We start from the raw sequence: 13,777 nt of genomic DNA on the forward strand, positions 1-13,777 counted from the left end.
AAAATTTGGGGGGACTAGATTATGAAAAAACGTAAATTTGGTTTATTAATCTCATCTGTGGTAGCAACTGGTGCTATTTTAGCGGCATGTGGTAGCGATGACGATGGAGCAAAAGATACTTCAAATAATGACACAACTGGTGATAACGGCACAACAGAAGAAGCAGCTGGGGACTTCTCCGTTGCCATGGTAACAGACGTTGGTGGTGTTGATGATAAATCATTCAACCAATCTGCTTGGGAAGGTATCGAAAAGTGGGGTACTGACAACGGGTTAACAAAAGGTAATGGTGGTTTCGATTACTTACAATCAAAATCAGATGCGGACTACAATACAAACTTAACTGCATTATTACGTCGCGATTTTGACTTAGTATTTGGTGTAGGTTATTTAATGAACGATGCAGTGCTTGAAATTGCGGAGCAACGACCAGATGCAAAGCTTGCCATTATTGACTCTGTAGTAGATGCACCAAACGTAGCATCTGTCCTATTTAAAGAGCAAGAAGGGGCATTCCTTGCAGGTGTCGTAGCCGCAACAATGTCTAAGACAGGTAAAATCGGTTTCGTAGGTGGACAATCTATTCCAGTAATTGAGCGTTTCCACGCGGGGTATGTTGAAGGTGCAAAAGCTGTGAACCCTGATATCGAGATTGATGTGTACTATGCAGAAGCATTCGATAAAGCAGAATTAGGTAAAACAGCTGCAAACCGTATGTATTCTTCGGGTGTAGATATTATCTTCCACGCTGCAGGCGGTACGGGTAATGGTGTATTCACAGAAGCAAAAGAGCGTAAAGAAAAAGATCCAAATGCGGACGTATGGGTAATCGGGGTAGACGCTGACCAATACGCAGAAGGTCAAGTAGGTGACCAAAACATAACATTAACTTCTATGCTAAAAGGTGTAGGGCATGCGGTAATCGATATTGCAAACCGTGCAAAAGAAGGTAAATTCCCAGGCGGTGAAACAATTGTTTACGGTTTAGCGGAAGATGGTGTTGGTTTAGCTGACTCTCGCGGTGCAATCCCAGAGGACGTATTAAAAACGGTAGAAGAATACAAAGCAAAGATTGCTTCTGGTGAAATCGTAGTACCGGAAAAACCAAAGGAAGCTAAATAATTAGTATGTTTGTCCATCATCATAGAGATTCTTGGTAATCTCTATGATGATTTTGTAATTAAAGAATGCCGTTAGATAATTCTGTGAATTCAAATGTAAGCGTTCTACTCAGGAGTTAGAGCAGGGTTTTAGTAGTGTTTGGCGAAAATTAATAGATGAAAGGTTTTTATGTAAAAAACCTTTCTTGTGTTAATTTTATTACTTTCATATAAATGAGCCTAAAGGAGTGAATCGAGTGGAATACGTGATTGAAATGCTCGGCATTCGTAAGGAATTTGGCGGATTCGTAGCAAATAACAACATCACTCTCCAACTAAAAAAAGGCGAAATTCATGCACTACTAGGTGAAAACGGTGCAGGCAAATCGACTTTAATGAACGTACTTTTCGGACTGTATCAGCCAGAAGCTGGTGACATTAAAGTGCGCGGAGAATCGGTAAAGATTACAGACCCAAATGTAGCGAACGATCTTGGAATTGGGATGGTTCACCAACATTTTATGTTAGTGGAAAACTTTACAGTTACTGAAAATATTATTTTAGGTAGCGAGCCGACAAAAGTCGGTGTCGTGAATATTAAAGATGCTGCCAAAGATATCGCGAAGCTATCTGAAAAATATGGTTTAGATGTAGATCCATATGCAAAAATTGAAGATATTTCAGTAGGAATGCAGCAACGTGTGGAAATTTTAAAAACACTTTACCGTGGAGCGGAAATTTTAATATTTGACGAGCCTACTGCTTCTTTAACGCCTCAAGAAATCACAGAGCTGATCCAGATTATGAAGCGTCTTATTAAAGAAGGCAAATCTATTATTTTAATTACACACAAATTAAAAGAGATTATGGAAGTTTCTGATCGTGTAACGATTATTCGTAAAGGAGAAGGGATTGGAACAGTTGTCACAGCTGAAACAAATCCAGATCAACTTGCCGAATTAATGGTCGGACGTCAAGTCACTTTTAAAACAGAAAAAGGTTCAGCGAATCCAACAGATGAAGTATTAAACGTGAAAGATTTAGTTGTACTTGATTACCGTGGGACAGAGAAAGTGAAGGGCCTAAATTTATCAGTTCGTAAAGGTGAGATTGTCGGTATTGCCGGAATTGATGGAAATGGGCAATCTGAATTAATCGAAGCGATTACCGGTTTACGTAAAGTAAAAAGCGGACAAGTGATCATGAATGGGGTCAATGTAACGAATAAAAAGCCGCGCGAAATTACAGAAACAGGCTTAGGACATATCCCGCAAGACCGTCATAAACACGGACTTGTACTTGATTTTTCAATTGGTCATAATATAGCACTTCAAACGTACTACACAGATGAATTTTCAAAATTTGGCGTAATTGATTATAAGAAAATCTCGAAAAAGGCGAATAAAATTATTGAAGAGTTTGACGTGCGGACAGGTCATGGGGAAGCAACACCAGCACGTGCGTTATCAGGTGGTAACCAACAAAAAGCGATTATTGGACGTGAGGTAGACCGAAATCCAGAGCTATTAATCGCAGCCCTACCGACACGTGGTCTTGATGTAGGCGCGATTGAATTTATTCACCGTCGTTTAATCGAGCAACGTGATAAAGGAAAAGCCGTTTTATTAATTTCATTTGAATTAGATGAGGTCATGAATGTATCGGATCGCATTGCCGTTATTTATGATGGGCAAATTGTGGATACATTAAATCCGCGTGAAACGACTGAGCAAGAGCTTGGCTTATTAATGGCGGGCCAGTCAAAGAAAAGGAAGGGGGACGAATAATTTATGTCAAATCGGTTGATTAACATTCTCGTTCCTGCTATCTCTGTTGTGTTAGGGTTAATCGTAGGGGCGATTGTAATGGTTGTGTCTGGGTACGACCCAGTTGCAGGTTACATCGCACTTTGGAACGGTATTTTTGGAGATGTTTATACTATTGGTGAAACGATTCGCCAAATTACACCGTATATTTTAGCCGGTTTAGCGGTAGCATTTGCTTTCCGTACAGGGTTATTCAATATCGGAGTTGAAGGTCAGCTAATTATGGGATGGGTAGCTGCAGCTTATGTCGGTTATGCATTCGAAGGCTTACCTAAATTTATTCACTTACCATTAGCGTTACTTGCTGCAGCAGCTGCAGGTGCTTTTTGGGCATTTATTGCTGGTTTCTTAAAGGCTAGATTTAGTGTGCATGAAGTTATTGCGACAATTATGTTAAACTACACAGCATTGCATATTACGAATGCATTGATTAAGTATTGGTCCGGTGGCGACCGTACAGAAAAAATCCAAGAATCCGCGTCCTTGCGTTTTTCTTGGTTTGAGCAAATAACAGATTATTCTCGTCTTCACTGGGGAATCGTAGTCGCATTGATCATGGTATTTGTCATGTGGTTCTTACTAGAGCGCACAACACGCGGTTTCGAATTAAAGGCAGTTGGGTTTAATCACAATGCAGCAGAATATGCAGGGATGAGTGTTAATAAAAATATTATTTTAGCGATGACGATTTCAGGTATGTTCGCCGGTCTTGGTGGTGCGATGGAGGCGCTTGGTACATTCGGTTATGCCTCTGTTAAAGGTGGATTTACAGGGATCGGATTTGACGGTATTGCGGTTGCCTTACTTGGTGCAAATACACCGCTTGGGGTAGTGTTTGGTGCATCATTATTCGGTTCATTAAAATTCGGTGCGTTAAATATGCCGAATGCTGCGGGTATTCCGACAGAAATCGTATCGATTATTATTGCATTAATCATATTCTTTGTAGCATCAGGTTACGTCATTCGTGTATTATTAGAAAAGTTTGGTAGCAAAAAGGAGGGCAACTAATATGAGCTTTTTAGAAGTATTATATTTCATCGTCCCTTCTGCTATTTTTTACGCTGCTCCGCTAATTTTCGGTGCGATTGGTGGTGTATTCTCAGAGCGTTCGGGTGTTGTTAACATCGGGATTGAAGGGATCATGGTGATTGGTGCCTTTGTAGGGATTGTCTTTAACTTATTTACAGCGGATATGTTCGGTAGCTTTACACCGTGGGCTTCTCTTGTAGCCGCTATGGTAGTGGGCGCCATCTTCTCGTTATTCTTAGCGGTGGCAGCTATTTCATTCCGCGCTGACCAAACGGTTACAGGGGTGGCGTTGAATTTATTAGGTATAGCAATTGCACTATTCTCTGTGAAAATGTTGTTCGAAGGGAAAGGACAAACGGATTTCATTACAGAACGCTTTGCGCGCTTTGATATTCCGTTATTATCAGATATTCCATTCCTTGGACCATTATTATTCCATAATTTATACGGCACATCGATTTTAGCCATTGCGCTAGCCGTTGTGGCATGGTTTATTATTTACAAAACACCATTCGGCTTACGTCTTCGCTCGGTTGGGGAGCACCCGATGGCGGCAGATACAATGGGGATTAATGTGACAAAAATGCGCTATATAGCCGTGATGATTTCAGGTGGGTTAGCAGGAATCGGTGGCGCAATTTATGCCCAAACGATTACAAATGATTTCGGACACGCTACAATTAATGGTCAAGGGTTCATGGCGATTGCTGCGATGATTTTCGGCAAATGGCATCCAGTTGGTGCGATGGGGGCAGCGCTATTCTTCGGTTTAGCCCAAGCTTTAAGTATCGCGGGTGGTACTATTCCATACGTAAAGGAAATTCCACCGGTATTCTTAACGATTTTACCGTACGTGTTAACGATTTTAGCTTTAGCTGGATTTATTGGAAAAGCGACAGCACCAAAAGCAACGGGTACGCCTTATATTAAAGGTAAACGATAAGATTTTAAAACAATCTATATTTTATCGGTGCTTTTAGTAAGGGAACATTTTTGCGAAAATAACAGTTCAACTGTATAGCTATAAAAGTCGTCTCAGCTTGAGGCGGCTTTTTCTGATGATGAGCATATGCTGTTTTACTAAAAGTTGTATAATACTTTTGCAATATGCGCATATTCACATGTATAGTAATAGAGAGTATATATGCATTTCATTAGGTAGTCAGGAGGGGTTTTTTTGTTTTTAACAACACAATTAGCGAAGGGCGTTGCTTTACATACCCGACAAACGACGCAATTTAAAACGGTCAACTTTTCGATCAAATGGCGACGCCCATTAACAGAAAAGGATGCGGCGGAACGTACGGTGTTATCGAATGTGCTACAACATTCAAATGAAAAGTTCAAAACATCCGCAGCATTTCGTAGCTATTTAGATGATTTATTTGGTACGGTGCTTTATTTTGATACAATGAAACGTGGAAACGAGCATACAATTTTATTAAATGTAGAAACGGTGAATGATCAGTACTTAGCCAACTCAAATGTATTACAAGAAGTACTACGTTTAATGCACACAGTTATTTTTAGCCCTAATCTAGAAAACAATGTATTTGTTCCATCCATTGTAGAACGGGAAAAAGAAATGGTATTAGAACGCATTCAATCTATTTTTGATGATAAGGCACGCTATGCACAGCATCGACTCACGCAAATTTTACGTCCGAATCATCCGGCGTCTATTTCGGCAAATGGTACAATCGAAGCAGTAAAAGCTGTAACCCCGCAGTCACTAAAAGCAGCATACGATGCCATGCTACAAGACGATACTGTAGATATTTATGTTGTGGGTGATATTGACGTAGAACAAGTGACCGAGCAGCTTCGTCAAGCATTAGCGTTTGGTGACCGAGCGTTGTATGAAAAGAAACCAAAGATTGAAGTGGATACAGCCCCAGAACCATATACGAAAGAACAGCATGAGATGAAACAAGGAAAGCTTCATATCGGCTTTTCAACACCGGTGTATTTCGGGCATGAGGATTTTCCTAAAATGCAAATCTTTAACGGGATTTTTGGTGGATACGCGCACTCGAAATTATTTATGAATGTCCGTGAACGTGAAAGTTTAGCCTATTATGCATCGAGTTCCTATGCGTCACATTACGGGCTTGTCTTTGTGACGTCTGGTATTGAACCGTCTAATGAGAAAAAGGCGATTGATGTGATTAATGAACAATTAACAACGATGCAAAATGGTGAAATTTCAGAGTTAGAGCTCACACAAACAAAAGCGATGTTAACGAATCAGTTAAAAGAGGCACTTGATTCAGCACGTGGTCAAATTGAAATATACGATCAATATAAAGATTTAAATGAACCATTTTCAATTGATACGTGGGCAACTCGTTGGCAAGAAGTCACGAAAGAAGATGTTCAACAAATGGCTAAACAAGTAAAACAAGAAGCAATTTATTTCTTGTGCGGTAAGGAGGACTAATTTTGCAAAAGATTGAATTTAACCAGCTTGATGAGACATTATATTATAAGCAGCTAGACAATGGTCTTGACGTCTACATCTTACCGAAAAAAGGTTTTTCTAAAACATATGTAACCTTTACAACAAACTATGGTTCGATTGATCGTACATTTATACCGATTGGTGAGTCTGAGCCGATTACCGTTCCTGATGGTATTGCGCACTTTTTAGAGCATAAAATGTTCGAAAAAGAAGAAGGGGATGTGTTCCAAAAGTTTAGTGAAGTCGGTGCACAAGCAAACGCTTTCACGTCTTTTACACGTACAGCGTATTTATTTTCCGCGACAGACCATATTTATAAAAGTACCGAAACATTATTAGATTTCGTCCAAAGCCCGTATTTCACAGAAGCGACAGTGGAAAAGGAAAAAGGAATTATTGGGCAAGAAATTACAATGTATGATGATTTACCAGATTGGCGCTTATATTTTGGGGCAATTGAAAACATGTACCAACATCATCCGGTGAAAATCGATATCGCAGGAACAATTGAATCCATCGATAAAATTACAGCGGATCATTTATATACATGCTACAACACATTTTATCACCCATCCAATATGTTGTTATTTGTAGTGGGTGGTGTAGAGCCAGTGGAAATGATGTCACTGATTGAAGCAAATCAAAGCAAGAAAGAATTTCCAGAACCACCTACACTAGAAAGTTTATTTGATGAGGAGCCGACAGCAGTAGCGATTAAAGACCGTGAAATTTTTATGGCGGTACAAAAGCCAAAAGTATATGTCGGGTTAAAGGCGAAAACAGTAGATTTAGTAGGCAATGACATGTTAAAGCATGAGCTGGCGGTCATGATTGCTCTAGAATGCTTATTTGGTCGTGCATCTAGTTTTTATATGGATATTTATGAACAAGGTATCATTGATGAATCGTATGCTTATGATTTTTCACTTGAAAAAGGGTTTGGCTTTGCTTTAATCGGCTCAGATACAAATAACGCTGAAAAATTAATTCAAGCGATTAAGAATCGCTTAAAAGAAGCAGAAGACCGCTCTCTTTTCACTACGGAAGATGTAGAACGCATTAAGCGAAAAAGAATTGGGTATTTCTTACGTGCGTTAAATTCCCTAGAATTTATCGCCAACCAATTCACACGTTACAAGTTTAATGAGATGAATTTATTTGATGTCGTTCCTACGATTGAACAATTAACGGTAACGGATATTCAAGAGGCATTTACATCACTACAAGGTGAAGAACAACAAACCGTATTTAAAGTGCTGCCTGTGAGTGAACGTAAATAATGAAAAAATTTGCGTTAGTATGTGGCGCGTCTGGTGCAATCGGACGCGCAATTTGTGATGAATTAGCACAAGATGGTTGGTCGCTTTATCTACACTTTCATAGTGGGATTGAACGCGTGCAGCAGCTTGCTTTGACCCTTCAACAACAGTATCCAACACAGGAGTTCATTACCGTGCAAGCTGATTTTTCAAAAAGCGATGGAGCAGACGAATTAGCGAAACAACTCTTTTCGGTACAGGCTGTGATTTTTGCGAATGGGCATGCATACACTCAGTTATTAGAGGATACACCTATTGATGAGATGGAAAAACTGTGGCGAGTACATGTACAAAACCCGATGCGCCTTATCGCGACTATTTCAAATAAATTGCGTGCAAATGACACAAGCTATATATTATTTATCGGGTCTATTTGGGGTGCTGCCGGTGCTGCTGGTGAAGTTGTCTATTCGGCTGTGAAAGGAGCGCAGCATGCCTTTGTAAAAGCGTATGCACAAGAAGCGGCTTATAACGGGGTGCGTGTGAATGCCATTGCGCCTGGTTTTATTGATACGGAGATGAATAATCATTTAACAGAGCAAGAAAAACAAGTGCTTGTGAATGAAATTCCATTGCAACGATTAGGAATTGTGACAGATGTCGCGCAAATGACACGGTTTTATGTAAGTGGTGCAGCTGATTATGTAACGGGGCAAATTGTTCATGTAAATGGTGGTTGGTACATATAATTCGCATTCTCGCACATACTAGTGGCGAGAGGAGGCGAAAACATGGGTATTTTAGAAAACTGGCAACAGTGGACGCATTTCTTAGGTGAAAAAGTAGAAGATGCGAAAAGCGACGGGATGTCATCTAAAATGATTGACCGTGCAGCTGTTCAAATTGGGGAGTATTTAGCCAAAAATATCGAACCTCAAAATGAACAAGAGCGTGTTCTTGCAGATTTATGGTCTGTTGCTTCATCTGACGAAAAGCAAGCAATGGCACGTTGTATTGTAAAATTAGTTGAAAATAAAGTGTCTTAAAATGGACAACAAAAGGGAGCCACGAAGGTTTCCCTTTTGATTTTCCTTAAAAATTTGATAAAAAGGCCCTGATATTGCCCAAATTTAAAATATTGATATAAAAACCGTTGTTTCCAACTTTTCAATACATATAAAATCAGCTATCATGGAACTTATAAGAGTTTAAGGCGTTTCTAATTAGAGAGGACAGATACATTCATGGGTGAATGGTATTTTGAATATGAGATTCAGGTAAATCGTCCGGGGCTTTTAGGTGATATTGCGTCATTACTAGGTATGCTTCGTGTAAATATTGTGACGATTAATGGGGTAGATGAAGGGCGTCGAGGAATGCTTGTAAAAGCAGAAAAAGATGAGTCGATTGAGCGGTTTATTTCCATTGTGTCAACGATGGAAAATATTCATGTAACGAAGTTCCGCGTACCAAAGTTACGTGATCGTTTAGCGGTTCGTCATGGTCATTATATTCCAAAAGATGCAGATGAGAAAAATACCTTCCGCTTTGTTCGGAGTGAATTAGGAATTTTAGTTGATTTTATGGCGGAGCTCTTTAAAAAAGAAGGCAATAAGCTTATCGGTATTCGAGGGATGCCACGTGTTGGAAAAACGGAGTCTATTGTGGCAGCGAGTGTTTGTGCAAATAAGCGCTGGATTTTTATTTCTTCCACCATGATCAAGCAAACGATTCGAAATGCACTTATCGGTGACGAGTTTCATGGTAATAATATTTTTATACTAGACGGGGCGGTCACAAGACGATCCAATGATGAACGACATCAGCAATTAGTACGTGAAATGATGGGCATGGACACAATCAAAGTAATCGAACATCCCGATATTTTCGTGCAGCATTCGGAATATAAAATCGAGGATTTCGATTATATTATTGAATTACGTAATAATCCAGATGAAGAAATTACGTATGAAATCATTGAAAAAAACAATATGTTGTCTTCAGTAAATGATTTCGGGGGCTTTAATTTTTAAATAAAAAGTAGGTGTTATTGTTGACAGAACTAGGAGCTCGCCTCAAGGAAGCGAGATTAGCTAAAGGATATAGCTTAGAAGATTTACAAGAAATAACGAAAATCCAAAAGCGTTATTTAATTGGTATTGAAGAGGGAAACTATTCGATTATGCCGGGTTCTTTTTACGTTCGAGCCTTCATTAAACAATACGCTGAAGCAGTCGGACTAGACCCAGAAGAATTATTAGATCAATTTAAAAAAGATGTACCGGGTTCTCAAACAGAAGAAGTAGTGCAGTCTTATACGCAAAGTCCGAGTCGTCGTAAACTAGCCAATCGTTCTTCGAATAAAACGATGGAAATGATGCCGAAAATTACTGTCGCATTATTTATCATTGTGATTATTGCTGTTATTTCAATTTTATATTGGGCAAAATCAAAAGAATCTCCAAGTATCGTGGATGAGGAATCACCACCAGTAGAGTATGTCAAACCACAAACAAATGAACCGAATACAGATGATGCAGAAGGTGCTGTAGATGAAGAAGAGCCAGTAGAGGAAGAAGAGCCTCCGACTGTTGCACAAGCTATTTCACCAGGTGCGATCAATGGGGATGATGTCAACTTTGAAGTATCTGGTACGGATCAGTTAAAAATTCGAGTTGAAATCACAAGTAATGCAAGCTGGATTGCATTCCGTAATACACAAGGTGTCGACAACTTAGGAAGAGTATACAATCCGGGTGAAACGGTAGAATACGATGCGACAGCAGACGGCTATGTACGTATTCGTGTGGGTAGTGTGCCAAGTGCAAAAGTGTATGTAAATGATGAACTATTAACATCACCGTCAGATCGTACAACGCAAAACTTTATCATTCAATTCGTTCAAGAACAACAAGCTGAGTAGTCATCTAAGGATGACTACTTTGTTTCAAATGAAAGGTGTTTAACAAATGAATATTCCAAATAAGATTACAGTCTCGCGTATTTGCTTAATTCCCGTTTTTATGATTGTAATATTGTTTGACTTTGGGTGGGGAACGATGGAACTGTTTGGTGCAGAAATGCCCATTAATCATTTCGTCGGTGCAATCATTTTTATACTTGCTTCAGTAACGGACTGGGTGGACGGTTACTATGCAAGAAAATACAATTTAGTCACGAATATGGGAAAATTTTTAGACCCACTTGCGGACAAATTATTAGTATCAGCAGCATTTATTTTACTAGTAGAGCTTAGGCTCGCACCTGCTTGGATTGTTATTCTCATCATTTCGCGAGAATTTGCCGTAACAGGTCTACGCCTTATTTTAGCTGGTCAAGGAGAAGTGGTTGCCGCCAATCAACTTGGTAAAATTAAAACGTGGGCTCAAATTGTGGCGATTTCAGCGCTATTTTTACATAATACCATTTTCGCATTAATCGGTATTCCATTTGATGATATTGCCTTATATGTAGCACTATTCTTTACCGTTTGGTCTGGCTGGGACTATTTCTATTTAAATCGTCGTGTGTTATTAGACTCTAAATAAAGGAGGTCATTTATGAATGCAGAAATTATCGCAGTAGGTTCAGAACTACTGCTAGGACAAATTACGAACACAAATGCAAAATTTATTTCGAGTCAGCTTTCTGAACTTGGGATTAATGTATACTATCATACAGTTGTTGGCGATAATCCACAGCGTTTAGAGGATGCCATTCTTATTGCGGAAAAACGTGCAGATTGTATTATTTTCTCTGGTGGATTAGGGCCTACGAAAGATGATTTAACAAAGGAAACAATTGCACGTCATTTAGGTGTTGACTTAACATTTGATCCAGTGGCATTAAGCTATATCCAAGATTTTTTTGCTAGTCGTGGACGTGAGATGACGGAAAATAATCGGAAGCAAGCACTTGTGCTAGAGGGATGTGATGTACTAGCAAATCATCACGGGATGGCTCCAGGGATGTTGCTTGAGCGCGGTGAACATACGTATATTTTATTGCCAGGACCACCGAAAGAATTACATCCGATGTTTCAATTTGAGGCAAAGACACGCCTCGCTAAAAAACTGACACAAGGTGCGATGATTGTTTCTCATGTCCTGCGATTTTATGGGATTGGTGAAGCGGAGCTAGAGGTGCGTGTACAGGATATTTTAGATCAGCAATCTAATCCAACTGTTGCCCCACTTACATCCGATGGAGAAGTCACATTACGCATTACGGCAAAAGCAGATAGTGAAGAGGAAGCATGGTCATTAATCGAAGCAAAAAAGGCAGAGATTTTAGATATTGTTGGAGAGTACTGTTACGGGGTAGATGATGACTCTTTAGCATCTAAAACAGTGGAAATGCTACTTGAAAATGGCTTAACGATTGCAGCAGCAGAAAGCTTAACAGCAGGGCTATTTCAATCAGAATTAGCAGAAATTCCAGGTGTGGGTCAGGCGTTAGTAGGCGGTCTTGTAACATATAATGAGCAGGTGAAAATGGAACAGTTAGGTGTGTCAGCTGAAACATTAGCTCAATATAGTGTGGTAAGTAGTGAATGCGCAGCTGAAATGGCCTTTAAAGTACGCGAAAAATTTGGCACCGATATTGGTGTCGGTTTAACGGGAGCAGCAGGTCCTAAAGCGCATGGCAATGAGCCGCCCGGTACCATTTGGATTGGTTTAAGCATTGGGCAAGAGCCACCTATTACATATCGTTTACAGCTATCAGGTTCGCGTAATACGAATCGCCTCCGCGCAGTAAAGTTTACATTTAGTTATTTAATGCGCCAACTTGTAGAAAAGGGCTATCGAAAAATATAAGAAAATAGAAATTTGGGTATAGAAAGTTGCCCAAATTTTTATTTTGGCTAATAAACGAAAATATGTTCGCTTTTTTCTTGTGGTTTGTCTCAATAAGAAGTATAATAAAGACATAACGAAAGCAGTTCGTAATTAAAGGAGGACACATTTGTGAGTGATCGTAAAGCTGCCTTAGATATGGCGTTAAAACAAATTGAAAAACAATTCGGCAAAGGCTCAATTATGAAGCTAGGAGAAACGACTGACCGCCAAATTGAAACTTCTTCAAGTGGATCATTAGCGCTTGATGCAGCACTTGGCGTAGGTGGCTATCCACGTGGTCGTATTATCGAAATTTATGGACCGGAATCTTCAGGTAAAACAACAGTAGCCCTACATGCGATTGCTGAAGTTCAAGCAAACGGTGGGCAGGCTGCGTTTATCGATGCAGAGCACGCATTAGATCCTGTCTATGCACAAAAACTAGGTGTAAATATTGATGAGTTACTATTATCTCAGCCAGATACAGGCGAGCAAGCTTTAGAAATTGCAGAAGCGTTAGTACGTTCCGGTGCCATTGATATTCTCGTTATCGACTCTGTCGCAGCATTAGTACCAAAAGCAGAGATTGAAGGAGAGATGGGTGACTCACACGTTGGTTTACAAGCGCGTTTAATGTCACAAGCGCTACGTAAATTATCAGGCGCTATTAATAAATCAAAAACATTAGCTATTTTTATTAACCAAATACGTGAAAAAATCGGTGTTATGTTTGGTAATCCTGAAACAACACCTGGTGGACGTGCATTAAAGTTCTACTCTTCTGTACGTTTAGAAGTTCGCCGTGCTGAAACAATTAAGCAAGGGACTGAAATGGTCGGAAATAAAACAAAAATTAAGATTGTAAAAAATAAAGTAGCGCCACCATTCCGTACAGCTGAAGTGGATATCATGTATGGTGAAGGGATTTCAAAAGAAGGCGAAATTGTAGACTTAGGAGCAGATTTAGACATCATTCAAAAGAGTGGCTCTTGGTATGCATATGGCGACGAGCGTCTAGGACAAGGGCGTGAAAATGCAAAACAATACTTAAAAGAAAATCATGCAGTTCGCGATGAAATTGCAGATAAAATTCGTGAAGCTTACGGTATTGGTGTAGGTAATTCATATACAATTGGTGGCCACGACGAAGATGAAGAAATGGACGACGAATTACTACTTGATTTAGGCGAAGAATAATTTCAGGTGAAACTTAAAAACAGTCTGTCCCCACTCACTTTTAAGTTGAGTGGGGTTTTTAGTT

At 39.6% G+C, this 13,777-nt stretch carries 13 protein-coding genes; all 13 read left to right on the forward strand.

Features of this window, described 5'->3' with window-relative positions; translation table 11 throughout:
* Positions 1-21: 21 nt before the first annotated feature.
* The 13 genes from AC3II9_RS00075 to recA all read left to right on the forward strand — a co-directional run bounded on the left by AC3II9_RS00075 (position 22) and on the right by recA (position 13,713).
* On the forward strand, positions 22-1,122 hold the full coding sequence (locus tag AC3II9_RS00075) for a BMP family lipoprotein (RefSeq protein WP_489152430.1): 1,101 nt from the start codon (positions 22-24) through the stop codon (positions 1,120-1,122).
* Positions 1,123-1,357: 235 nt separating this feature from the next.
* Entirely contained in the window at positions 1,358-2,887 is a 1,530-nt protein-coding gene (locus AC3II9_RS00080; RefSeq protein ID WP_489152432.1) for an ABC transporter ATP-binding protein, read from the forward strand.
* Positions 2,888-2,890: 3 nt separating this feature from the next.
* Positions 2,891-3,937, forward strand: a complete 1,047-nt coding sequence (locus tag AC3II9_RS00085; protein WP_391366521.1) for an ABC transporter permease — start codon at positions 2,891-2,893, stop codon at positions 3,935-3,937.
* A 1-nt stretch (position 3,938) separates the two neighbouring features.
* Positions 3,939-4,901, forward strand: a complete 963-nt coding sequence (locus tag AC3II9_RS00090; protein ID WP_489152434.1) for an ABC transporter permease — start codon at positions 3,939-3,941, stop codon at positions 4,899-4,901.
* 234 nt (positions 4,902-5,135) lie between these two features.
* Entirely contained in the window at positions 5,136-6,398 is a 1,263-nt protein-coding gene (yfmF, locus tag AC3II9_RS00095) for an EF-P 5-aminopentanol modification-associated protein YfmF (protein WP_489152435.1), read from the forward strand.
* A 2-nt stretch (positions 6,399-6,400) separates the two neighbouring features.
* A complete protein-coding gene (yfmH, locus tag AC3II9_RS00100) occupies positions 6,401-7,699 on the forward strand; it encodes an EF-P 5-aminopentanol modification-associated protein YfmH (protein ID WP_489152437.1) in 1,299 nt (432 codons plus the stop codon).
* Positions 7,699-8,427 (forward strand): elongation factor P 5-aminopentanone reductase, encoded by a 729-nt coding sequence (ymfI, locus tag AC3II9_RS00105; protein ID WP_489152438.1) that lies wholly within the window; start codon positions 7,699-7,701, stop codon positions 8,425-8,427. Before yfmH ends, ymfI begins: the two co-directional genes overlap by 1 nt.
* A 42-nt stretch (positions 8,428-8,469) precedes the next feature.
* Complete coding sequence (locus AC3II9_RS00110) at positions 8,470-8,724, forward strand: DUF3243 domain-containing protein (protein WP_391366530.1); 255 nt, start codon at positions 8,470-8,472, stop codon at positions 8,722-8,724.
* 198 nt (positions 8,725-8,922) lie between these two features.
* A complete protein-coding gene (locus tag AC3II9_RS00115; RefSeq protein ID WP_489152440.1) occupies positions 8,923-9,711 on the forward strand; it encodes a DUF3388 domain-containing protein in 789 nt (262 codons plus the stop codon).
* 11 nt (positions 9,712-9,722) lie between these two features.
* Positions 9,723-10,601 carry a helix-turn-helix domain-containing protein gene (locus AC3II9_RS00120; RefSeq protein WP_489152442.1) on the forward strand — a complete coding sequence of 293 codons (879 nt, stop codon included), beginning with the start codon at positions 9,723-9,725 and terminating at the stop codon, positions 10,599-10,601.
* A gap of 46 nt (positions 10,602-10,647) precedes the next feature.
* On the forward strand, positions 10,648-11,226 hold the full coding sequence (gene pgsA, locus AC3II9_RS00125) for a CDP-diacylglycerol--glycerol-3-phosphate 3-phosphatidyltransferase (protein ID WP_489152444.1): 579 nt from the start codon (positions 10,648-10,650) through the stop codon (positions 11,224-11,226).
* Positions 11,227-11,238: 12 nt separating this feature from the next.
* Positions 11,239-12,495: a competence/damage-inducible protein A gene (locus AC3II9_RS00130; RefSeq protein WP_489152446.1), complete on the forward strand. Its 1,257-nt coding sequence runs from the start codon at positions 11,239-11,241 to the stop codon at positions 12,493-12,495.
* Positions 12,496-12,645: 150 nt separating this feature from the next.
* The gene (recA, locus tag AC3II9_RS00135; protein WP_489152447.1) at positions 12,646-13,713 is read left to right on the forward strand and encodes a recombinase RecA; all 1,068 of its coding nucleotides are present in this window, start codon (positions 12,646-12,648) and stop codon (positions 13,711-13,713) included.
* Positions 13,714-13,777: the final 64 nt, after the last annotated feature.

The organism is Lysinibacillus sp. RU7 (assembly GCF_057837305.1).